At 69.9% G+C, this 22,614-nt stretch carries 20 protein-coding genes; 11 read left to right on the top strand and 9 right to left on the bottom strand.

Annotated features, from left to right (window positions below):
- Nucleotides 1–52: 52 nt before the first annotated feature.
- A complete protein-coding gene (locus tag AB0C12_RS33755; RefSeq protein WP_360553989.1) occupies nucleotides 53–5,485 on the bottom strand; it encodes an RHS repeat-associated core domain-containing protein in 5,433 nt (1,810 codons plus the stop codon).
- Nucleotides 5,486–5,764: 279 nt separating this feature from the next.
- A complete protein-coding gene (locus AB0C12_RS33750) occupies nucleotides 5,765–7,372 on the bottom strand; it encodes a cellulase family glycosylhydrolase (RefSeq protein ID WP_360553988.1) in 1,608 nt (535 codons plus the stop codon).
- A gap of 238 nt (nucleotides 7,373–7,610) precedes the next feature.
- Between AB0C12_RS33750 and AB0C12_RS33745 the strand changes: the two genes are divergently transcribed.
- From AB0C12_RS33745 to AB0C12_RS33730, 4 genes are all read left to right on the top strand, one after another.
- Complete coding sequence (locus tag AB0C12_RS33745; protein ID WP_360553986.1) at nucleotides 7,611–7,904, top strand: antibiotic biosynthesis monooxygenase family protein; 294 nt, start codon at nucleotides 7,611–7,613, stop codon at nucleotides 7,902–7,904.
- A 494-nt stretch (nucleotides 7,905–8,398) separates the two neighbouring features.
- The gene (locus AB0C12_RS33740) at nucleotides 8,399–9,880 is read left to right on the top strand and encodes an aromatic acid exporter family protein (protein WP_360553984.1); all 1,482 of its coding nucleotides are present in this window, start codon (nucleotides 8,399–8,401) and stop codon (nucleotides 9,878–9,880) included.
- Nucleotides 9,881–10,069: 189 nt separating this feature from the next.
- Nucleotides 10,070–11,119, top strand: a complete 1,050-nt coding sequence (locus AB0C12_RS33735; RefSeq protein WP_360553983.1) for an NAD-dependent epimerase/dehydratase family protein — start codon at nucleotides 10,070–10,072, stop codon at nucleotides 11,117–11,119.
- 55 nt (nucleotides 11,120–11,174) lie between these two features.
- Nucleotides 11,175–11,327: a hypothetical protein gene (locus tag AB0C12_RS33730; RefSeq protein WP_360553981.1), complete on the top strand. Its 153-nt coding sequence runs from the start codon at nucleotides 11,175–11,177 to the stop codon at nucleotides 11,325–11,327.
- Nucleotides 11,328–11,352: 25 nt separating this feature from the next.
- On the opposite strand, the gene AB0C12_RS33725 is transcribed toward AB0C12_RS33730, so the two are convergent.
- Genes AB0C12_RS33725 through AB0C12_RS33715 form a run of 3 tightly spaced genes read right to left on the bottom strand, consistent with a single transcriptional unit; the run spans nucleotide 11,353 to nucleotide 13,516 of the window.
- A complete protein-coding gene (locus AB0C12_RS33725; RefSeq protein ID WP_360553980.1) occupies nucleotides 11,353–11,817 on the bottom strand; it encodes a DUF3237 domain-containing protein in 465 nt (154 codons plus the stop codon).
- A complete protein-coding gene (locus AB0C12_RS33720; RefSeq protein WP_360553978.1) occupies nucleotides 11,814–12,281 on the bottom strand; it encodes a MarR family transcriptional regulator in 468 nt (155 codons plus the stop codon). Before AB0C12_RS33720 ends, AB0C12_RS33725 begins: the two co-directional genes overlap by 4 nt.
- The gene (locus AB0C12_RS33715) at nucleotides 12,278–13,516 is read right to left on the bottom strand and encodes a flavin-dependent oxidoreductase (RefSeq protein ID WP_360553977.1); all 1,239 of its coding nucleotides are present in this window, start codon (nucleotides 13,514–13,516) and stop codon (nucleotides 12,278–12,280) included. Before AB0C12_RS33715 ends, AB0C12_RS33720 begins: the two co-directional genes overlap by 4 nt.
- A 241-nt stretch (nucleotides 13,517–13,757) precedes the next feature.
- Here AB0C12_RS33715 and AB0C12_RS33710 point away from each other — a divergent pair, with 241 nt between their 5' ends.
- Genes AB0C12_RS33710 through AB0C12_RS33695 form a run of 4 tightly spaced genes read left to right on the top strand, consistent with a single transcriptional unit; the run spans nucleotide 13,758 to nucleotide 17,096 of the window.
- Entirely contained in the window at nucleotides 13,758–14,732 is a 975-nt protein-coding gene (locus AB0C12_RS33710; RefSeq protein ID WP_360553975.1) for an ABC transporter substrate-binding protein, read from the top strand.
- Between the two features lie 6 nt (nucleotides 14,733–14,738).
- Entirely contained in the window at nucleotides 14,739–15,506 is a 768-nt protein-coding gene (locus tag AB0C12_RS33705) for an ABC transporter permease (protein WP_360553974.1), read from the top strand.
- Entirely contained in the window at nucleotides 15,503–16,300 is a 798-nt protein-coding gene (locus AB0C12_RS33700; protein ID WP_360553973.1) for an ABC transporter permease, read from the top strand. Before AB0C12_RS33705 ends, AB0C12_RS33700 begins: the two co-directional genes overlap by 4 nt.
- On the top strand, nucleotides 16,293–17,096 hold the full coding sequence (locus AB0C12_RS33695; protein ID WP_360553972.1) for an ABC transporter ATP-binding protein: 804 nt from the start codon (nucleotides 16,293–16,295) through the stop codon (nucleotides 17,094–17,096). Before AB0C12_RS33700 ends, AB0C12_RS33695 begins: the two co-directional genes overlap by 8 nt.
- Before the next feature lie 86 nt (nucleotides 17,097–17,182).
- On the opposite strand, the gene AB0C12_RS33690 is transcribed toward AB0C12_RS33695, so the two are convergent.
- The gene (locus AB0C12_RS33690; RefSeq protein ID WP_360553970.1) at nucleotides 17,183–17,557 is read right to left on the bottom strand and encodes an SgcJ/EcaC family oxidoreductase; all 375 of its coding nucleotides are present in this window, start codon (nucleotides 17,555–17,557) and stop codon (nucleotides 17,183–17,185) included.
- 1 nt (nucleotide 17,558) lies between these two features.
- Nucleotides 17,559–18,260, bottom strand: a complete 702-nt coding sequence (locus AB0C12_RS33685) for an SDR family oxidoreductase (protein ID WP_360553968.1) — start codon at nucleotides 18,258–18,260, stop codon at nucleotides 17,559–17,561.
- Between the two features lie 142 nt (nucleotides 18,261–18,402).
- Between AB0C12_RS33685 and AB0C12_RS33680 the strand changes: the two genes are divergently transcribed.
- A complete protein-coding gene (locus AB0C12_RS33680) occupies nucleotides 18,403–19,320 on the top strand; it encodes a LysR family transcriptional regulator (protein WP_360553967.1) in 918 nt (305 codons plus the stop codon).
- On the opposite strand, the gene AB0C12_RS33675 is transcribed toward AB0C12_RS33680, so the two are convergent.
- The gene (locus AB0C12_RS33675) at nucleotides 19,313–19,492 is read right to left on the bottom strand and encodes a hypothetical protein (protein ID WP_360553965.1); all 180 of its coding nucleotides are present in this window, start codon (nucleotides 19,490–19,492) and stop codon (nucleotides 19,313–19,315) included. The two genes, AB0C12_RS33680 and AB0C12_RS33675, sit on opposite strands and share 8 nt — an antisense overlap.
- 318 nt (nucleotides 19,493–19,810) lie before the next feature.
- Between AB0C12_RS33675 and AB0C12_RS33670 the strand changes: the two genes are divergently transcribed.
- Nucleotides 19,811–20,602, top strand: a complete 792-nt coding sequence (locus AB0C12_RS33670) for a polysaccharide deacetylase family protein (RefSeq protein ID WP_360553963.1) — start codon at nucleotides 19,811–19,813, stop codon at nucleotides 20,600–20,602.
- 3 nt (nucleotides 20,603–20,605) lie between these two features.
- Nucleotides 20,606–21,691, top strand: a complete 1,086-nt coding sequence (locus AB0C12_RS33665; RefSeq protein ID WP_360553961.1) for an LCP family protein — start codon at nucleotides 20,606–20,608, stop codon at nucleotides 21,689–21,691.
- Between the two features lie 27 nt (nucleotides 21,692–21,718).
- On the opposite strand, the gene AB0C12_RS33660 is transcribed toward AB0C12_RS33665, so the two are convergent.
- Nucleotides 21,719–22,429 carry a hypothetical protein gene (locus AB0C12_RS33660; protein WP_360553959.1) on the bottom strand — a complete coding sequence of 237 codons (711 nt, stop codon included), beginning with the start codon at nucleotides 22,427–22,429 and terminating at the stop codon, nucleotides 21,719–21,721.
- Between the last annotated feature and the right edge of the window lie 185 nt (nucleotides 22,430–22,614).

Here is a 22,614-nt window from a genome sequence, read left to right as displayed (position 1 = left end):
AGTGGGGCCCCGGGCGATCCCACGCCCGGGGCCCCAAGCACCGATCATCGGCTCAGCTGGTCGCCCAGCCGATCAGACCTCCGATCGCGGTCGCTGCGACGATCTCCGGCCAGAACGCCACCACGACCACCACAGCCACGACCACCGCGGCCACCAGGATCACGTCCTCGACCACGCCACTGCTGACCACGCCCGGATCGCTGACCGGCTGCTGGGTGGGTACCTTGGTCGGCTCCTGCTTGGGCTCCTCGTTCTGCCCGGTGTTCGGCGGCCGCTTCGGGTTCGTGGGCGGACCGGTCGGCACCTTCGGCGGCTTCGTGCGGTGGTAGTAGATGATCCCGGAGCTGTTGTCCGCCTGGCGGGCTCCCTTCGGGGCGTACTGGCTCCAGTCCGAACCCGCGAAGATGGTCAGGATGCTGCCGTCCTCGTAGGTCCGGGCGTCCGGCACGATGTCCGGTCCGGCCGCCGGGTTGGGATACCCGGCGTAGGCGAGCGCCCAGAGATACCGCTGCACCTGGGAAGCGTTGTTGACGCCCTTCTTGCCGTTGTCCGGACCGTACTCGTACTGCTGGTCGGTGCCCGGCTTGACCTCGTACAGGTAGGTCAGGGCCGGGGTGGAGACCAGGACGTCCACGCACGAGTTCGGTTCGGTCGTGGTGAAGCAGTAGTAGTTCGACGGGCTGGCCTTGCGACCCTGCGCCGGCACCGAGCCGGGGACACCATGCAGGGTACGGCGGTGCTCCGGGCACTCGCCGTACACGTTGAACGGCCCGTACTGGACATCGAGCTGGCGCAGCGACAGCTCGACCGCATCGCCGTGATCGTTGTTGCCGCCACGCCCGGAGCAGACCACCGCGCCGGACGGGTCGGTGTAGGTCGTCGGCTTGTTGCCCACATACGCGTAGCTGCTCGACGCCGGCGAGTTCAGCGGCGACGCCGCCGGGTCCACGCCACCGAACCGGCCGGTCGCCGGATCGTAGGCGCGGGCCAGGGTCGAATACCGGTCACCGAGCGTCGAGTCCTGGTAGTAGCCGGTGAACCCGATCGGGTTGTCGACCGACGGGGAGCCGGTCGCGGTGCCGTTGGTGCGCGGGTTGCCGAAGGGGTCGTAGTCGTAGGACGCCTTCGAGTCGCCGCTGGTGGAGACCACGTCCGCCACGCCGCCGAGGAAGTCCGGCACGAAGGAGTCGACCTTCCCGCCGGTCATCAAACCGATCGGGGTGCCCGACGGGCCGGTCAGGAAGCCCCGGGCCGAGCCGCTGGTGGTCGTCTCGGTCCGCTCCATGCTCAGCCGGGGCAGCGTGGAGTTGTGGTCGTTCTGCCAGCTGCGGCTCTGCACCCCGTCGGCCAGGTTCGACACCGCGGAGAGCTGGACGCCCTGCGCGTCGTACGTGTAACTGGTCCGCACCGCGCCCACGGTCGCGGAGGCGAGGGTGTGGTCCAGGTTGTAGGTGAACCTGTCCGCCCCGGCCCTGACCTGGTTGCCGGAGGGGTCGTACTCGTACTCGGTGGTGGCGATGCGTTGCGGCGTGGTCAATGTCGCCTTGGTCAGCTGGTCCGCCGCGTCGTACCGGTACTTCGTCGAGACCGTCTCGGCCCCCGCCACGACCTTCTGGCTGAGCCGGTTGCCGACCTGGTCGTACGCGTACTCGATCTTCCCGCTCGCACACCCGTCGCCGACACAGGCCGCCGTCAACCGGTCGGTCACGTCGTAGCTGTACCCGACCCGCTGGCTGCGGTCGCCCCGTGTCGTGGTGACCGCCGTCGGATTGCCGTTGGCGTCCCGGTCGGCCTGGAACCGGGCGATCACCCCGTCGGCGTCGTGGCTGTTGAGGTCGGACAGCCGGCCCGCGCGGTCGTACGCCCGGTCGGTGACCGCGGCCCCGCCCGGATAGGTGGTCCGCGAGATCCGCCCGGAGATGTCGTAGGCGAAGGCGTACTCCGCCGCCGCTGTGCCCGCCGCGCCGCCCTGCGCGGTCAGCGAGACCATCCGGTCCGAGGTGTCGTACCTCGCGCCGATCTTCGTGCCGTCCGGCCAGGTCCGCGAGGTGACGTTGCCGTTGGCGTCGTAGCCGTAGCTGAAGTTCTGCCCGTCACCGCGACCGATCGAGGTGAGCCGCCCGGCCGCGTCGTACCGCTGGGTCCGCAGCCCGGCCTGGTCGGCCAGGCTGGTGATCCGGTTCTTGGCGTCGTAACCCCAGGCGTAGATCAGCGTGCCGGCCCCGAGGTCCTGACCGACGTGCCGGCCGAGGATGTCGTACGTGTTGACAATGCTGCGCGCGGCGGCGTCGTCGTCGTCCCCGCCCGGCGTGACGACCTTCTGCAGGTTGCTCTCGGCGTCATAGGTGTACGCGGTCTGCCGGCCGAGCGCGTCGGTCACCGAGGCGAGCCGGCCGACCTTGTCGTAGTCGTACGAGCGGACGTTGCCGTTCGGGTCGATGCGCTTGACCACGTGCCCGGCCCCGTCGTAGGCGTACGCCGTCACCTGGCGGTCCGAGGTTTCCAGGCTGGGTCCGGTGAACACCCCAGAGTCGGCGGCGACGATCCGGGTCATCCGGTCGGCGTCGTCGTAACGGTACGTGGTGGTGTGCTTGAGCGCGTCGGTGGCCGCCGTGACCCGGTCGGACGCGTCGTAGGTGAACGCGGTCCGGCCGCCGAGCTGATCGGTGATCGCCGTCAGGTTCCGGGTGGCGTCGTAGGCGTAGGTGGACGTGTAGTCCTTCGGGTCGGCGCCCGCGACGTTGCCCCGCGGGTCGGTCACCGAGATCAGGTCACCGTTGTCGTTGTACGCCAACGTGGTCACCCCACCGTCCGGCGCGATCTGCTTGACCGGGTTGCCGGCCGGGTCGAACTCGGTGGTGGTGCCGCCGCCGGCCGGGGTGGTGACCGCCTTCGGCCGGCCGTTGACGTCGTAGTCGAACGTCGTCTTCTGACCCAGCGGATCCACTGTGGAAACCACGTTGCCGTTGTCGTCGTAGTTCGTCGTGCTCTGCTGCCCGAACGGGTCGATGCTCGCCACCGCCCGGTTCAGCTCGTCGAACCTGGTGTCCTGGCTGACGAACCCGCCGCCCGGGTAGGGGTGGGTGACCCGGACCCGGTTGCTGTTGAAGTCGTAGGTGTAGGTCGTGGTGAAGTTGGCCGGGTTGGCGCCCTTGACGTTGCCGCGCGGCGACACCACGGTCGACAGGTTGCCCCGGTTGTCGTATCCGAAGGTGGTCTTCGCCCCCGACGGGTCGGTGATCGACGCCCGCCGGCCGGCCTTGGTGTACGCGGTGCTGGTCGTGTTCCCGTTCGCGTCGGTCTCGGTGGCGGTCCGGCCGGTGACGGTGAAGTAGGTGAAGGAGTGCGTGTTCTTCACCGGGTCGATCGTCTTGGTGAGCTGACCGACCTCGTCGTAGACGTACTCGAACGGCCGGTCCTTGGCCGGTTCCTGGTACTGGCGCAGCCGGTCCAGCTTGTCGTAGACGTAACCGGTGCTGAACCCGCGCGGGTTGGTCGACCTGATCAGCCGGCCGGTCTTGTCGTAGGCCAGGACGCTCTTCTCACCGAGCGGCGTGACCTGCGAGATCAGGTTGCCGGCGGCGTCGTACGCCATCCTGGTGACCTTGCCGCGCGGATCGATCAGCTCGGTCACCAGGCCGTGCTCGTCGGTCTTGAGCACCGTCTGGTCGCCGCCGGCGTCGGTGATGCTGACCAGCTCGTCGAAGGCCGAGTAGCCGAACCGGGCGGTGTGCCCTAGCGCGTCGGTGTGCGCGGTCAGGTTGTTGCGTGCGTCGTAGGTGTTGCTGACCGCGTAGGAGAACGGCTCGGGTGCGGCCATCGAGGTGAGGTTGCCGGAACCGTCGTACACGCTCGCGGTCTGGTTGCCCTGCGCGTCGACCAGCAGGGTCGGGTCGATCTGCTCGTCGTACCGGTGGTTGACAGTGTCGCCGTTGCCGTTCTGCGAGTAGACCAGCACGTTGCCGCGGTAGCCGTCGAAGTAGTGCACGCCGTCGGCGTCGACGGTGGTGGCCTCCTGCTCGGCCGCGTTCCAGTCGAACGTGGTGACCGCGCCGGCGGCGTCGACCTGCTTGACCACCCGGCCGGCCGCGTAGGTGTTGGTGGCCTGAGCCCGGCCCCGCGGGTCGACGACCTTGGTGAGCAGGCCGCCGCTGTAGCCGAAGGTCCACGTCGCGCCCTCGGCGTCGGTCGCCGAGACGAGCAGCCGGTTGCTGTAGGCGTACTTGGTGAACCGGCCGTCCGGCAGGGTGATCTTACGGACGAGACCGTCGGAACCCACCTCGACGGTGACCTTGCGGCCGGTCGGGTCGGTGATCGTCCAGGCCGTCGCCGTGTAGGTCAGGGTCGGGCCGGCGCCGCGCGGGTCCCGGATCGCCGTGAGCCGCCCGCTCGCGTCAAAGGTGTAGACCGTCTGCGCGGGCGTGGTCAGCGTCCAGCCGTCCGCGGTCGAGCGCAGCTGCGAGCGCACTCCCGGCGGCCGCGTGTAGGCGCCGTCGGCCGCCGCCTGGTAGACGACCTGGGCGCCGTCCTCGGCGCGGACCGTCACGGCGGTTTCGCCGGCGGCCGGCGGGATCACCTTCAGGTCGTAGGTCCAGGACCAGCCGATGCCCATCGAGCCGGCGGTCGGGCTGGCCGAGGAGTATTTACGGGTGGCCTGGAACGGCACGCCGTACCCGGCCATCTGCAGGTCGGTCCAGGCCAGGCTGAACGCGCCGGTGCCGGTGCTGACCCCGGCGCCGCGGAGCGCCTGCCCGATGGTGGTCGGGGCGAGGGCGTTGCCGCAACCGCAGCCGGCCGCCTGCTGGGCGGGGACTGCCGGAGGGTTCGCCGTCTTGCGGGCCTTGGCGTTGCCGGACGGCCCGGACAACGCGACGGTTCCGTCGGCGAGCGTCACCGACACGGTCACGAAGTACGGGTGGTCGCCGGTCAGCACCCAGCCCTGGTCGGCCCCGAAGGTCTTGCAGTACTTGCGGGGCTTGGTACAGGTCGACACGTCGGCCGCGGTCAGCGCCACGGACTCCTGGGCGGTTCCCGATTCGGGGTCGTAGACAGTGGCCTTCCAAGAGGTCCAGCTCGAGACACCCGGTGCAGCGGCGTCGAAGTAGACCACCAGTGAGGTGTCCGCGAAGGCGAAGCCGGGGCGCAGCAACACGTTGGTCGCCCCATCGTCCGAAGTGGGCGGCTCGTCACGCGCCTCCGCCAGCGCGCTCGGCGAGATCTTCCGCTGTGCGCCGGCCGCTTTCAGGCCGGGTGGCACGACAGGTGGCCGTGCGCCGGGCTTCAGCCCATGGTTGGCGACGGTGTCAGCGGGCAGTGGGCGGTCGACGGGTCCCGGTCCGGGCGGCGCGACAGGCGCCGGGCGGGCCGGCGCGGCCTGGGCGGGTGGCGGCCCGAAGGCCGCCGAGGAGATCAGGAGAAGCATGACGAGCGCCGCGAGCACCGGAAATCCGGGCCGGGTACGCCACGCACGAGCCAGCACGATCATGGAATGCCCCCATGCATTCAGAACAGCCGATGTGTCGTGCGGCCAGAGTCCGCCCCGGGTGAGCGCGCGGCGACCCCGGTTCACATGGCGGCAATGCCCAAACCAGACAGTCCTCGTACCAGGCACGCGACGCGGCCGGGCTGCGACCGGAATGCCGACTCTGCAAAGATGTGGCCGCTGCCTGTATCCCGTCTTCTCCGTCGTCGTGCTGCGGCGGCTCACGGATGAAAAGCACGACGGGCCGGGGCCGCGGGAGCGGCGCCGGCCCGTCGTGGTGGGTCAGCTGCAGGCGGTGCCGTTGAGGGCGAAGCCGGTGGGGGCGGCGGCGTTGCCGGTGTGGTTGGCCTGGAAGCCGATGCTGGCCGAGGCCCCCGGCGCCAGGGTGCCGTTGTAGCCGGCGTTGGTCGCGGTCACCCGGCCGGTGGCCGGAGCGAAGCTCGCGCTCCAGCCCGACACGATGCTCTGTCCGGCGGCCAGGGTGAAGGCCAGGTTCCAGCCGTTGATGGTCGTCGTGCCGGTGTTGGTGATGGCGATGCTGGTGGTCAGGCCGGTGTTCCACGCGTTCACCGTGCTGGTGACCCGGCAGGCGCCGGTGCCGCCCGGGCTGGTGGTCGGCGGGGTGGTGGGTGGCGAGGCCGGCGGCGTGGAGGCGGGCGGGGTGGTCGGCGGCGGGGTGGTGGGCTGACTGCCGCCGACCGCACTCATGATGGCGTTGATGATGCCCGGCTGGGTCACCGTGACGGCGCTGCGGTCGAACAGGCCGAAGCCGTGCTGGCCGTTCCAGCCGTTGTCCCAGTAAGCGGTGGCTGCGCCGTACTTTTTGGCGGTCGCCACCACGGCGCGTGCGTAGTCGGCGCGGTAACGGTTGTTGGTGGAGTCGTACGTCGTCTTGTCGATCGAGCCGTACTCACCGACGAACACCGGATAGCCGCGCGTGACGAACTTGTCGTACACCTTCTTCAGCTGCCCGTCCAGGAAGTCCTCCTGTCCCCAGGTCGACTTCTTCGCGGGGTTCGTCGCGCCCGCGCCCCACTGCGTGATGGTGCCGTCTTCCTGCCCCGCGAAGTCCCACGGGTCGTAGTAGTGCACCGAGATCATGATGCGCTGCTCGTTGGCCGGGATGGACGACGACCTGTTCTGGTCCGTAGGAAGCACGAAGCCGCTGCCCACGGTGTGGTCGATGTTGGTGTTCCAGCCGGGCACCAGCAGCCACCGGGAGGCGTTGGTCCCGCCGGTGCGGCGCACGGTGTCCACGAAGATCTGGTTGTAGGCGTTGATGTTCGAGTAGCAGGGCTGGGTCGGGTTGCCGTACTGCCCGTCGAAGTTCTCGTTCATGGACTCGAAGATCAGGTGGTCGTTGTAGCTCTGGAACCTGGTCGCCACCTGCTGCCAGACCTTCTGATACTTGTCCTTGACCGTGGTCTGGTCGGCCGCGTCGCAGATCAGCCAGGACCCGGTGACGGACTTGTACCCGTCGCCGTGCATGTTGATCAGCACGTACAGGCCGCGCTTGTGGGCGTAGTCGACGACCTCCTGGATGCGGTTCAGCCAGGCGGCGTTGACCGTGTAGTTCGGGCCGGCCCCGATGTTTCCCAGGTAGGAGACGGGGATCCGGATCGTCTTGAAACCGGAGGCCCGCACCCGGTCGATCAGGGCCTGCGTCACGACCGGGTTGCCCCACGCCGTCTCGCTGGGGATGCCGTTGTTGTTGGCCTCGAGCGCATTACCCAGGTTCCAGCCGGCACCCATGTCGGCAACCAGCTGTGGACCGTTCAGCTGGGCCACGACGTCGGCCGAGGCCGGCCTCGTCACGCCGTACACCGTGCCGGCGAAGGCCAGCGTGGCGGCAAGGAGTGCGAGCCCGGCCTTCCTTGCTTTCGAACTCATGGACGTCCCTCTCGTACGGTCTCGGGGCCTTTAAGGTGCAACTTCTTTGTTGATGTACCAGCCAAAGTACCGCAGACATCGACAGTCGTCCATTCAGCCGGGACCGGCTGCGGGGATGCGCGTCACAAGTGATGTCACGCCGAGACATCATCAGGTAGAGTTCAGGACATCAAGCTGATCCGGGATGTCGAGGTCGTCACGAGTCTCGTCCACCTCCGGAAGCCCGACGTTGGGAGCGATGACCATGATTCTCGAAATCGCCGAGTTGACCGCGAAGCCGGGCAGCGAGAAGGACCTCGCGGAAGCACACACCACGGCCCTTGCGGCGGTCGGGCCGGCCGAGGGAATGCTCTCGGCCCGCCTGACCCAGGGGGTCGAGACCCCGACGAACTTCGTCCTGCTCGTGGAATGGACCGACCTCGCGGCGCACGAGCGTTTCCGCGGCACCGAGCCTTACGCCCAGTGGCGCGCGGCGATCGGCGGGTACGTCGCCGGGCCCGCCGCCGTCCAGCACACGCGCGTCGTCGCCTGACCCGAGCGGATCGGCCACCCCTGAAACACGGATTCCACCGGCGTCGTCGTCCGGCGTCGGTGGGGTCGAGGCGAGGACAAGCGGCCCCCGGCGCATCTGGCTTCTCGACGAGCTGCCTCCGGGCCCGACCTGCGCCCTCGATGCCTCCGCAACACCGCCGCGCAGACCCGCCGGACAACGGCGCCAGATTTTTGCAAAGTGCATGCATGGAAGCTCAGGACATGGGAAGGCCCGAGCATGCCCGAGGAGATGGAAGGTGACAGCCGTCCGGGTCGACGAAACAATCAGGCAAGCGAACGCCGGCCTGGCCCGGCCCGCACGGCAGACCGGTCCTCGCACGGATACCGGCCGCCCGTGCGAGGACCGGAATTCGCGACGAGGGGTTCGGGATGCTCGGTGGAGATCACGAAGAGGTCTGAGGTGAAACGCCACCGCGTCAAGGCACGCCGCCACCTCCGGCCGGCGGTCGCCGAGGGATCCCGCGCGAGTACCGCATGCGGCTGACCACCTACCTGCGCCACCCTTGGACGGCTGTGCTCGCCCGCTGGGGCCGCATTCCCGGGATCCGCACCGCCAAGGTCACGCTGGCCGCTGTGTTGTCCTACGTTGCGGCCGATCTGCTGAACACCACCGCGTCACCGATCCTCGCGCCGCTGACCGCCATCCTGGTGGTACAGGTGACCGTGTACCAGACGGTCGCCGAAGGACTGCAGCGCGTTCTGAGTGTGCTCGCCGGTGTCCTGGTCGCGGTCGGGCTCGCCACCGTTGTAGGGCTGAGCTGGTGGAGCCTCGGGGCCGTGGTGGCCGTGAGTCTCGTACTCGGGCGGGTTCTCCGACTGGGGCCGCACACCCTGGAGGTACCGATCAGCGCGATGCTGGTCCTCGCGGTCGGCGGCGCTGCGGCGCAGGCGGCGGCCGGCCGGGTGTACGAGACGCTCATCGGCGCGGCGATCGGCATCGTGGTGAACTTCGCGATCGCGCCTCCGGTGCACGTGGAGTCCGCCGGCTCGGCGGTCGCCGGCCTGACCACTCGCCTCGGAGATTTCCTGCGATCGCTGGCCAGGCAACTGCGCGACGGTTGGTCGCGCCACGCCGCGCAGAACTGGCTCACCGCGGCCCGGGGCCTGGGCGCAGCCGTGCTGGAGGCCGACAACTCACTGGTCCGGGCCGAGCAGAGCGCCGTGCTCAACCCACGCGGCGGCCAGGTCCGCGTGGCGCAACCGCGCCTGCGCACGGCCCTCACCGCGATCGAGTACTGCACCGTTGTCATCCGCGCCCTGTGCCGGGAGGTCTTCGACCGGACGTTCTACCTGCCGCCGGAGCTGGAGACGGAGGTTTATCCCCCAGCCGCTCGCCTGGCCCTGGCTGACGTGCTCGACGTCGCCGCCGGCGCCCTGGACGGCGTGGCCGTCGTCGCCGCGGGCGGTGAGCCGGTCGAGGCCGGCCGCGCCCGGGTGGCGGCCCAACTGGACGAGCTGTACCAGCGGCGCGAGCTGCTGGGCCGGCTGCTGCTGGTCGACCCGCACGCCGACGCCGCGGCCTGGCAGCAACACGGCGCGCTGCTCGCGGCGGTGGACCGGCTGCGGGTCGAGATCGAGGCGGCGGTACGTCCAGCCGCCCAGCCGTGGCGCCCACCGTCGCTGACCGAGGGGCCGCGGCGGGCGGCGCGGCGGGTCGTGGGCGCCGCCGAGCAGACCCTGCCACTGGTCACAGACCGTTCCCGGCAGGCGGTTCGGCGGGTGATGGACGTCGCGGCGGAGGCCGCGACGGAGGCCGTGGCGAATCTGGCCAATCCCGATCCACGGGCTGCACGACCCCACGAGCGGGCAGCCGACGGGAGTCTGCCGGTCGAGCAGGCTGCCGCCGACGCCGCGGTAACCGCCCTCCGCACCGCCGCCGATTCGTTGGCCGAGGAGGATGCAACGGAGCCCGCGCCACGACCGGGCGCCACCGAGCCGAAAGCCGACGAGGAATGACCCGGTGACCGTGCTCGACGTTTGCCGCTGTTGTCCGGGGGTGAGCGACCCGGCTTCACCAGTCCGCCGCCGGGATGAGCGGGGCTGCGACGTTCATCAGTTCGGCGATGTCACCGTCACCCACACAGGATTACCGTTTCTCCGTGTCGCCGTCGATGGGCATCGTTGCCGATGCCGAGGGGAGAGACCATGGTGCATCAGGACTCCGCAGATCTGTGCGTGCTGTACCTCGGCGGAACCGGAACGATCAGCGCGTCCTGCGTTCGCCTGTCGGTCGAGACCGGCATGCGCGTCACAGTGGTCAACCGCGGCCGCAACAGCCAGGAGCGGGCACTGCCCGAGGGAGTCGAGACACTGATCGCCGACGTCACCGACGACGACGCGCTGCTCGCGGCGATCGGCGACCGCACCTTCGACGCCGTCGTCAACTTCCTGTCCTACGACCCCGAAGACGCGCGCCGGATGGTGTCCCTGTTCGGCCCCCGGACCCGTCAGTACGTACACATCAGCTCCGGCTCGATCTACGCCAAGCCCGTGCGGCAGCTGCCGATCTCCGAGTCGACGCCGACCGCGCCGAACCCGGCCCTGGAGTACGCCGCCGCCAAATGGCGCACCGAGCAGGCGCTCCAGGACGCGCACGTGACACAAGGCTTCCCGCTGACCGTGGTCCGGCCGTCGCACACCTACGACGACGCCAGCCCGCCGTTGCCCGGCGGCTGGACCGTCGTCGACCGGATCGCCCGCGGCGAAGAGATACCGGTGCACGGCGACGGCACCTCGCTGTGGACCCTCACGCACGCCGACGACTTCGCGCAGGGGCTGGTCGGCCTGCTCGGCAACCCGCGGGCGATCGGCGAGACGTTCAACATCACCAGCGCCGACGTCTACACCTGGGACCAGATCTACACGATCATCGCCGAGGCGCTGGGCGTGGCACCCCGGCTGGTCCACGTCGCCTCGGAGATGTTCCCCCTGGTCGCCCCCGGGTGGTTCTGGTCAGGTGAGATGGTCGGCGACATCGGACACAGCGCGATCTTCGACACCACGAAGATCCGTACCTTCGTGCCGGGCTTCTTCCCCCGGCTGACCTTCCACCGCGCGGCGTCGCGGATGGTCCAGTGGCGCCGGGATCATCCCGACACCACCAGGCCGGACCCGGACACCGAGGCTGTGCTCACCCGGATCGTCGGCGCCTACCACGCCGCCCGGGACGTCTTCGTCGCCCGGGGAGCCTCTTGATCGCCCGGCCGGCAGCGACACGCTCTACGGCTCCGGCACGCGGGTCGAGAGCTTCATGATCGACCACGGTCTCCGGCACTACACCGAATACCATCCCGACAGCAGTTTCTGGGCCTTCCAAGCCATCGGGTCGGCGTCGTTCCTCGCCGTGGCCGCCGCATTCCTGGCCGCTGCCATCTGGATGGTTCGCCGCCGCACGACCGCCTGAGAGGCGGGGCCGTCACCGGGAACGGTTACGTGACGCGGTAGGCGGCGTAGCGTACCCGGTCGGCCTCGCGGATCGCGGACGCGATGAAGACGCTCTGCTCCAGGGCGGCCAGCGCCGGCACCGAGGTCTCCAGTCGTACGCACAGGCGGAAGTAGTAGTCGGACGGGTCGACCGCGTCGCCACGCAGCAATGCTTCGAGGACCTCCGGACGGCCGCTGCGGACGCCGAACGTACGGATGTAGACGTGGCCGCCGTCGGCGGTCCGCGCCGAATAGCGGGTGTCGATCTCGATCGCGCCGTCGGGGCGGACCAGCTGCCAGTCGGCACCGCCGGGAAGGATGTCGGCCGTGAAGAGACCGGTGACCCGGCCGCCGGTGATCGGCACGACCCGCCGGTGACCGGCTCGGGTCATCCCGTGGTCCTCCAGCGCGCCGAGCCGGGCCTCCACCTCGAACGCGGGCTCCAGACCGGGAACCGCCGGCGCACTCATGGCACGTCCTTGGTCCGGGTGAGGGCGTCGCGCAGCCGTTCGAGCGCGGGCACCGCGGCGGCCAAGGCTTGCCGGTCCCCTTCCGGCAGGGTGGCCACCGCGCGGGCGACCAGGTTTCCGCTGGCGAGGTCGAAGCGGTCGAACAGGTCGACAGCCTTCGCGGTGGCGACGACGTCGACGTGACGGTTGCTGCCGGGACGGGGACGGCGCTCGACGAGACCGTTGGCCTCCATCGCGGTGAGCAGATTGCTGACCGTCGAGCGGCTCAGGCGGAGTCGTTCGGCGAGCTCGCCCGGGGTGGCCACCGTGCCCCGGGGCAGGGCCCGGATGATCTCGATCTGCGCGTCCGGGATCTCCGGCAGGTGCTCCGCGGCCCGGGCGGCGGCGAGCAGCGTCCGGCGCAGCGGCGAGATCACCGACGCCAGCCGGGCCGCGTCCAGCTCGGTGGCTTCCCGGGCGGTCACGGCAGGATGCCCGAGAACTCTGTCGGCGTCAGGGAAGCGCGTTCGTTGAGAGCGGACGGGAGAAATCCGGCCGCTTTCTTGTACCCGGTGGCGATCTCGGTGAGCTCGTCCGGCGGGATGACGTCGTGGATGTGGTCGAAGCCGGCCGGCGCGCGCTCGTGGGCGAGCACCATCACGTGTTCCGGGCCCTGCCGCCGGTTGCTCAGCACCAGCGCGGTCGTCGCCGGACGCCGGTCGGCCTCGTAGGCGTCGAGCGCCTGCCGGACCGCCGGCGCGGTGGCGAGGTGGAAGGCGAGCGTCCGGGCGTCCAGGATCGCCTGCGACGCCCCGTTGGAGCCGTTCGGATACATCGGGTGCGCCGCGTCCCCCAGCAGCGTCGTGTTCTCGTGGGTCCACCGGTCGATCGGGTCCCGGTCCACCATGGGGTATTCGAGGATCTCGTCGGTGGCGCTCAGCAGCGCCGGCACATCGAGCCACGGGAAACGCCACTCCTGGAAGAGCGAGATGACCGGGTCGGGATCGACCGGCTGATTCCAGTCCGCGTCCGTCCCGGCGAAGCCGGGACCGCGTCGCTCCGCGACGACATTGATCAGATCAGGACCGATCGGGTACGCGACGAACTTCTGTTCCCCGTCCCCCACCATGATCATGGTTCGCCCGTCCAGGAATCCGGGCGCCCGCGCCGTCCCTCGCCACAGGGTGAGCCCGTTCCAGACCGGTGGTCCTTCGCCGGGCTGATGCTGCCGGCGCAGCGCCGAGTGGATGCCGTCCGCCCCGACGATCAGGTCGCCCTCGACGCTGACCTCTCCGGCGGCTGTCTCGAAGCGCGCGACGCCGTCGCCGGCGCTGACGAGTCGGTGCCCGGTGCGCACCGCGCCGGCACCCAGCCGTTCCCGCACCACGGCGAGAAGTTCCATCTGGAACCGCCCGCGGTGCACGGACAACTGCGGCCAGCGGTATCCGGCGGCCAGGCCGCGCGGCTCGCTCCAGATCGGCTGACCGTGCCGGTTGTGGTAGGCCAGCGTGCCGGGTGCGACGCCCAGCCTTTCCACGCGTTCGCCGAGGCCCAGCTCGGTGAGCTCACGGACGGCGTGCGGAAGCAGGTTGATCCCGACGCCGAGCGGGCCCAGCGCGGCCGCGCGCTCATAGACGGCGATGTCACGAAATCCGGCCTGGTGCAGGCTGAGCGCGGCGGTGAGGCCACCGATACCGGCGCCCGCGATCACGATCGCCACGTCGTCGCTCCTTTCGCCACACCCACCAATGGCACAGTTTTGTGACAAAAGTGTCGCCGCGTCAAGGGTTTCCGGCAAAAAAGTCGGCGCTACCGGAATCGTTGTGCCGGGGCCTGAATTACATTCTTGACAATCTATGCCTTCTGCCCGACGCTGATCAGCGCGGTCCCCCGGCGCCATCGCCGCGCCGGCCACGTCGACTTCTCCGGGTGTGCCAACGTCGCCCACGGAAGGGCTCGTCATGAAGAAGATCACCGCCTTTGCTGTCCTCGCCGGCATCGTGATCGCCCTGACCGGGTGCACGGATTCCGATGCCACCACTCCGTCCACCGAAGCCGGCGACGGACTGCGCAAGGTCCGCGTCGCGGCCCTGCCCATCAGTGAGACCGCCGCGCTGTGGGCCGGCATCAAGGCGGGCACCTTCCGCAAGCAAGGACTCGAGGTGGAGGTCCTGCCCGCACAGGGTGGCGCGCAGGCCATTCCGGCGCTGATCAACGGTGACATCGATTTCGCCATCGGTCAGCCGTTCGGTCCGTTCCGGGCCGATCTGCAGAACCTCGGTGTCGTGATCGTCGGCAACTATGCGTCGTCCTACGCCGACGGTGACGACATCAATGCGGTGGTGGCCTCGGCGAAATCCGGCATCACCCGGCCGGCCCAGCTCGCGGGACGCAAAGTGTCCGTCAACAGCCTGGGTGCGGCCGGCGATGTCACGATCATGGCAGCGGTCGAGAAGGACGGCGGCGACCCGGCCAAGGTCAAGTTTGTCGAGGTTGCCTTCCCGGACGCTCCGGCCCAGCTCGAGGCCGGCAACATCGACGCCGCCTGGGTGACCGAACCGTTCATCACCCAGCTCCGCAAGCGCGGCGACAAAGTGGTGGTCGCGCCGTATCAAGCGACGATCCCCGGCCTCGCGACCCTCACGACGATCACGTCGAGCAAGCTGCGGGACTCCGACGCCGCGCTGGTCGCGAGCTTCTCCACGGCCATGAAGGAAACGCTCACCTGGGCCGGGGATCCGGCCAACGAGGCGAGCCTTCGTCAGGCCATCAAGGACAACCTCAAGCTGCCGGACGCGGTCGCGGATTCCGTACGGCTGCCGGCCTTCGGGTGGCAGCTCGACCGGGCCGGCCTGGAGCAACTGGCGACCCTGGCCCAGAAGTACGGTGTGCTCGAACGGCAGCCCGACTTCGACCGCCTCATCCAGCAGCAGTAGCCGGCAGTGCGCAAGGTTCTGCTGGGCGCCATCGGCCTGCTCGGTTTCGCCGTCGTCTGGCAACTGATCCCGATGCTGGGGCTGGTGGACCCGCAGTACCTGCCGTACCCCACGGACGTGTTCGCCCGGCTCTTCCAGGAGACCCGGGACCTGGCCTTCTGGCGGCGACTCCGGCTCACCATGACCTCGTGGGCCATCGGGCTGGCGTTGGCGACGCTCGCCGCGGTCGTGCTGGGCACGGCGGTCGGGATGGTGCCGTTCCTGCGTCGCGCGACGCACACGATGGTCGAGTTCCTGCGACCCGTACCGTCGGTCGCGCTGATCCCCCTGGCCGTCCTGATGTTCGGCCTGCAGATGCGCGCCGCGCTCGTCATCATCGTCTATGCCGCGTTCTGGCAGGTTTTCGTGCAGGTCATCTACGGTGTCGCCGACATCGACACCGTGGCGCGGGACACCGCCCGGAGTTTCGGTCTCACCCGTCGCGAGCGGCTGAGATATCTCGTGCTGCCGACCGCTCTGCCGTACCTGATGACAGGTCTGCGGCTCGCCGCGGCGGTCGCCCTCATCCTGGCCATCACCGCGGAGATGGTGATCGGCAATCCCGGCATCGGGCGCTCGATCGAGCTCTCCCGCTCCGCGGGAGACGCGGTCGGCCTGTACGGCCTGGTCGTGGTCACCGGGATTCTCGGTCTGCTGGTGAACGTCGTGTTCCGCTTCGTCGAACGCCGATCGCTGGCCTGGCACCAGTCGGTGCGCTCGGAGGAGACCCGATGACCATCCGTCCACGTGGCCCCGGCGCCCGGACCGCCGCGAACTTCCTGTTCGCCTTCGGGCTTCCGTTCCTGACCGTGGTGCTCTGGGGCGTCTGGTCGACCACGTCGACGAACCGGTTCTTCGTCGGTCCGCTCACCATCCTCGACGCGTTCCGGCAGGTCTGGATCGGCCCGGCGTTCGTCGACGACGTGCTGCCGAGCCTGTACCGGCTCGCCCTCGGCATCGTCGCGTCGATCGTCCTCGGCGTCGCCGCCGGCGTCACGATCGGCCGGTTCCACCGGCTGCGCGAAACCCTCGAACCCCTGCTGGAGTTCTTCCGGGCGATTCCGCCGCCGGTGCTGATCCCGGTGGCGATGCTCCTGCTCGGCATCACCGACACGATGAAGGTGGTCGTCATCGTGTCCGGCGCGATCTGGCCGATCCTGCTGAACACGATCGAGGGCGTGCGGGCAACCGACAGCGTGATGGTGGAGACCGCGGACTCGTTCCGGATCTCCCGGTGGGAACGGCTGTGGTTGCTGGTGCTCCCGGCGGCGAGTCCGCGCATCATGACCGGCGTACGGCAAGCGCTCTCGGTGGCGCTGATCCTCATGGTCATCTCGGAGATGTTCGCGTCGTCCTCCGGTCTCGGTTACCGGATCGCCTACTTCCAGCGGAACTACCTCATCGCCGAGATGTGGAGCGGCATCCTCCTGCTCGGCCTCATCGGCGTCGCCCTCGCCGTGCTCTTCGGTCTCGCCGAGCGCCACCTGCTGCGCTGGTACCACGGAATGAAGGAGATCACCCGTGCCTGACCGGAGCCCCCTGCTGCGGGTCGAGCACCTGCGGAAGGTCTATGCCACCCCCACGGGCGACGTCGAGGCGATCGGGGACCTCAGTTTCACGATGAATCACGGCGAGCTGGTGTGCATCGTCGGGCCCTCCGGATGCGGAAAGACCACGCTCCTGAAATGCCTGGCCGGACTGCTCCGGCCGACGAGCGGCCGCATGGAGATGGACGGATCGCCGGTGACGGGTCCGAGCCCGGCCATGGCCGTGGTCTTTCAGGAGTACGGCCGCAGCCTGTACCCGTGGCTGACGGTCCGGGGCAACGTCGAACTGCCGCTGCGCCACAAGAAGCTCTCCCGCGCCGTACGCGACCGGATAGTCACCGACGCCATCGAGGCGGTCGGGCTGCCCGAGGCGACGCGTAGTCATCCGTGGCAGCTCTCCGGCGGAATGCAGCAACGCGTGGCGATCGCCCGTGCCATCGCGTACCAGCCCGAGGTGCTGATCATGGACGAGCCGTTCGCCGCGGTGGACGCTCAGACCCGGGCAGACCTGGAGGATCTCGTACGCGAACTGCACGCGACCCGCGGGATCTCGACGGTCTTCGTGACCCACGACATCGACGAGTCGGTGTATCTGGGCCAGCGTGTCCTCGTCCTGTCGAACTCACCGACCCGGGTGCAGGAGGACCTCGTGATCGACCTCCCGGCGGAGCGCGATCAGCTCACCACGCGGGCCCTGCCCCGGTTCACCCACCTGCGGACCCACGTCTACGAGCAGATCCAACGGGCCAAGCGGGGACCGGCCGTGGCCCCGTCATAGTGCCGCCGCGTCGCGACACCATGACGGGGGCCGGAAACCGCCTTACCTGCGCCGCGGCTCGAGGGCGGTGCTCCAGGCCATGCGGGTCATGACGGGATGCCCTCCTTCGCGGGGATCCGTGGTGAGACGTGGTAGTGGGCGATCCGCCAGGCGTCGCCGGCCCGGCGCGCCACGACGGTGAGGTCGACCGCGATCGGCGGCCGGTCGACGAACGTGAACTCGGCCTCGACCCAGCCCAGCACGACGTCGTCGGCGAGTTCGCGGGTCTGCCGGATCCGGTAGGCCACGGTCATCCCGGCCGGCTGCCCGGCGTAGTACTCCCGCACCCCGGCCCGCCCGACGCTGTACGGGTGCAGCCCTTGGAAGACGGCGTCCTCGGTGAAGAGGCCGGCCACCTGCTCGGGGTGGTGGCCGTCGATCGCCCGCTGCCAGGCGTCGAGCAGGTCCGGCAGGACCGCCATGTCAGTGCCCCGCACTCTGGCCGCCGTCGACGTGCAGGATCTCGCCGGTGACGAACGGGGCGTTCTCCAGGAAGACGATGGCGTCGGTGACGTCGCTGATCGCGCCGAGCCGGCCGACCGGGTGCAGGCCGGCCAGGAACTCGTGGGTCTCGGCCGGGTGCATGGGGGTGGCGATGACGCCGGGCGAGACCGCGTTGAAGCGGATGCCGCGGGTCGCGTACTCGATGGCCAGGGCCTTGGTCGCCGAGTTGAGGCCGCCCTTGGTGAGCGAGGCGAGCGCCGCCGGCAGGCTGCTGTTGGCGTGGTCGGTCAGGCTGGTGGTGACCGTGACGACGTGCCCGCCGCCCTGATCCAGCATCGCCGCGACGGCGGCCTGGGTGACGGCGACGAAGCCCCGCAGGTTGATCCCGGTGACCTGGTCGAAGTCCTCGGCCGTGTAGTCGGCGAACGGCTTGGCGATGAAGATGCCGGCGTTGTTGACCAGCGTGTCGATGCGGCCGAACTCGGCCAGGCCGGCCTCGACGACCCGGGCGCCGACCGCCGGATCGGCGATGTCCCCCGGCACGGCGAGCACCCCCGGATCACCGGACGGCGTGATCCCGCGTGAGTTGGCGACCACGTGGTAGCCGAGCTTGCGGTAGGCGGAGACGGTGGCGGCGCCGATGCCCTGGGAGGCTCCGGTGACGACAGCAACCTTGGTCATGATGCTCCTTCTGGCTGAGGTGAACCTGATCCGGCTCAGGTGAACCGGATCTGGCTGAAGCATCGGTCGCGATCCGCCGGTTGCCACGACTGACTTCCTCCTGTCTGGGAGGCTGCGCCTATCAGAAGTTTATGCTGCCCGGATGGAGCTCCGTCAGCTTCGCTACTTCGTCGCGGTCGCCGAGGAGCTCAGCTTCGCCCGGGCCGCGGACCGGTTGCGGATCGCCGGACCGTCGCTGTCGCAGCAGATCAAGGCGCTGGAGCGGGACCTGGGCACGCGGCTGTTCGACCGCGACCGGCGCTCGGTCGCGCTGACCGCGGCGGGCACGGTGCTGCTCCCGCGGACCCGGGCGCTGCTCGATCAGGCCGACGACCTCAGGCGTACGGCGTCAGGACTGTCGTCGTCCGAGCCGGTGCGGCTCGGCTACGTCAACTGGCGTCCACCGGACCTGGAACAACGCGCCGCCGGCACCGCCCAGCTGCTGGTCGACGCCTGGGTCCTGCCGTCGCACGCGCAGGCGGCCCGGGTCGTCGACGGCAGCATCGACCTCGCGATCTGCTGGGTGCCCGGCACGACGGTGCACGACGACGACCTCGACGCCCGCCTGCTCGGCGCCGACCGCCTGTACGCGGTGAGCACCGGCACCTCGGCCGAACCGGTCCGCGCCCGCGACACCGTGGTGCTCATCGACGCCGACGAGGTCAGCTGGTCGTCGTGGAACCGCTGGGCCGAGGCGCTGGCCGAGGAGACCGGCGCCCGGATGGTGGCCATCTCGGACGGCGGCATCACCGGTCCGGCGTTCTTCGACCACGTACGCCGCCTGCGCCGGCCGGTGGTGAACTGCCCCAAGGGTCAGACCACCCCGGTGCCGGCCGATCTGGTGGCCCGCCCGATCACGCGGCCGGCGCCGTACTGGACGTGGTCGCTGGTCTCCCGCCGCCACGAGCAGCGACCCACGGTGCGAGCGCTCGTCGCGGCGCTGACCCGCTCGGTGGACGGGTGCGGCCTCGACAGCCCCGACGCCTGGGTGCCGCCGGACGACCCGTACCGCGTCAACTGAACGTTCGCAGGAAGATCCGGTGGTCGTCCTGCGCTGCTTTCTCGATGCCGTGCCGCACCATCGTGTGCAGCGTCACGGCGGTCAGATCCTTCGCGTACGCGCGTCCGGAGAATGCCGCGAGCGAGCGTCCGACCTCGTCGCCCGCGCAGTCGAGCAGCTCCTCGTCCCGCATGGAGTTCCACAGCGCCGCCCAGGCCCGGCGGTCGTCCCAGCACGCCGGGCCGGCGGCTGCGTCGGCGCGGCGAAGGTGCGACCGTCCGGCAGGTAGTACCGGTGAGGCCGCCGCCCTGCACGCCGTGTGTACTGCCGAGCCAACCGATCGCGGTCGCGGGCAGCGTGGAGCTCAGGTACTCGTACGGCGTCAGGTCGAGGTGTTCCACCACGCCATGATCCCCCTCATCAGTTCCTGACATCTCGTCAGCACACTTCGATACGCCGCGAACGAACCGTCGCTCCCCTGCGGCGACCGCGCGGGCCGGAGGTGATGTCGATGACGCAACAACGGATGGCCGGGGGCAGGCGGGCGTTTCTCGCCCTCGGCGGTTTGTCCCTGCTCAGCGCCTGCGCCGAGCCGCAGCCGGAACCGCCCGCGCTCCCTCCGGTCGCGGCTCAGCCCTCGGCGACACCGAAACCACCGTCACCATCACCATCAGCGACGGGACTGCCGCGCACTCCGGTGCAGAAGAAGCCCCGGTACGTCGTTCCGGTCAGGTCAGCCGACAAGGGCTCGCGGGTCGTGGCGCTCACCTTCGATGACGGCCCGGATCCGGCGTACACGCCGCAGGTACTCCGGCTCCTGCGGAAGCATCACGTCAAGGCCACCTTCTTCGTGATCGGAGAACAGGCCTCGGCTCACCCCGGCCTGGTGCGGTCCATCGTCGACGACGGACACACGGTCGGTACGCACTCCTGGTCGCACGCGGATCTCAGCCGGTTGACCGCCGGACGCGTACGGACCGAGGTGGGCCGGGCCGTGGACACCGTGGCCACGACAGTCGGCCGGATACCTTCGCTCTTCCGCGCCCCGTACGGAAGCTGGTCGCGCACGGTCTTCGAGGTGTGCGCGACGCTCGGGCAGACCTCGATCGCGTGGGACGTCGACCCACGCGACTGGGACAACCCCGGTGCGGCCCGGATCCGGGCGAAGATCCTGGACCAGGTCGGCAACCGCTCGATCGTGCTCACCCACGACGGCGGCGGCGACCGGTCGCAGACCGTACGGGCGCTGCGTAGCGTTCTGCCCGTACTCGTCGACACCGGCTACCGATTCGTGGGGGTGTGAGTGATGGCCGCCAGCCGCTTTGCGCGACGCCGCTGGGTGTTGGTGCTCGCCGTCGTTCTCGCCGTGCTGGTCACCGGGTCGGTGGCCGGCGTCGCCGGGCTGCGCAAGCTCTCCGGCCGCTACGAGGACGCGGTCGACCGGGCCGACCTGCTGCCTCCCGCACCGGCCCGGTCCGCGGGTGCTCCGACCGAGCCGCCCAAGGTACGGGGACCGATGAACCTGCTGCTCATCGGTTCGGACAGCCGCACCAAAGGCGAACCGGGTGACGGGCGCAGCGACGTCGTCATCCTCGTCCACATCCCCGCGTCGACCGGCCGGGCCTACGTCATCTCCATCCCGCGCGACACGTACCTGCCGATCGCCACGGCCGACGGCGAGCGCGGGTCCCGGAACAAGGTCAACGCGGCCTTCGCCTGGGGTGGCGCTCCCCGGCTCGTCCAGACGCTCAACCGGTTCGGCGGCATCACCATCGACTGGCCGGTCATCGTGGACTTCGCCGGCATCCGCAAGATCACCGACCTGGTCGGTGGCGTCGACGTCACCATCGACAAGAAGAGCGTCGACGCGTACCGCTTCCTGCCCGAGGACAGCCCGTACCCGTCGGCACCGTGCACCGACCCGCGGGGCCGGTCCCGGCGCTGTGTCGCCTTCCCCGCGGGCCACGTGCACCTCGACGGCAAACTCGCCGAGTACTACGTACGTCAGCGCCGCGGCCTGCCCAGCGACGACCTCGACCGGTCCCGGCGACACCAGCAATACCTGCGGGCGCTGGCCGAGAAGGCGGCCGACCAGAACCTGCTCACCGACCCGCGGAAACTGGACCGGCTGGTGCGTACCGCGGCCGGCATGCTGACCGTGGACCGGCGGATGCCGTTGCAACGCCTCGCGTTCACGCTCCGTCACCTGCGCGCCAAGGATCTCACGTTCATGACGTTGCCGATCGCGGAGAACCGGGACGTACCCGGAATCGGCTCAGTGATGGTGCCCGACTCGGCGCGCTGCCGAGAATTGTTCGCCGCGCTGCGCGCCGGGCGGCTTGATGAATATCTGCGTCAGCACCCACCCAACGACGTACGGCACGGTCGCTGAGCCGGCGGACATTCGTCCGCAACGGATTCAGTCCCGCACCGGCCGGGCGTCGGTGCAGAAGACATTCGTCGAGGCGCGGCCGTCGACCTTCGGGTCGAACGGCAGACCCACTGTGTCGCCGAGCTCCGGATGACTGATCCCCCACTGGAGGAGCTGGGTACCAGGGTCGACGCGCAATATCACGTGTCCCGAACCGTAGGCGTCGGTCTCGGCGGGAAAGGACGTCTGGTATTCGTGCATCCGGTACAGGTTGAGCCGGACAGTGCGGCGGGCCGGGAAGCCGGCGATGTAAAGGTGTACGTCTCCTCCCGGCTTCACACAGCCGTCGGGCCGCTCCACCCACAGGCGCGGGGTGGTCGGATAGGTCACCTTGAACGTCGCGGTCGCCTTACGGCCGCCCTGCCGCGCCGTGATGCGGTAGTCACCGGCCGGGGCGCCGGGGCGCAGCGGATGCCGGTACACCAGTCCCGACTCGCCGTCATCATCGCCGCGCAGGGTCGTCGTGCCGGCCTTGCCGGCCGGCGGCCGGATCGTGACCGTCACCCGCCCGGCGCGGAAGCCGTAGAAGCAGAGCAGGAACTCGGTCGGGATGAGCGGCTCGGCGGACAGAATGATCAGTGGCTTCGCCCGCTCCCCGGGGCAGTCCATCCCGCCGCCGAAGAAGAAGCCGACCTGCTGGGGCACACCCTCCGGCAACGGGCTCGTGCGGTCGAACACTCCCGGCAACGGCACCGGCACGTCCGGAGCCGGCCGCGTGGGCGACGGGGGCGGGGAGGACGGCCGCGGTGACGCCCGGCGGGACAGGGGGGACGGTGCGCCACGACGGTTCGCGGCCGGTGGCCCGGCGGCGGGCGGCCGCTGGGGAGGGTCCTCGTCGGGCGCCGCCACCGGCACGCTCGGGGGCGGTGACGGTGGCCGCTTCG

The organism is Actinoplanes sp. NPDC048967 (assembly GCF_040649415.1).
GTDB lineage: Bacteria > Actinomycetota > Actinomycetes > Mycobacteriales > Micromonosporaceae > Actinoplanes.
This window is presented reverse-complemented; position numbering and strand designations above follow the sequence as displayed.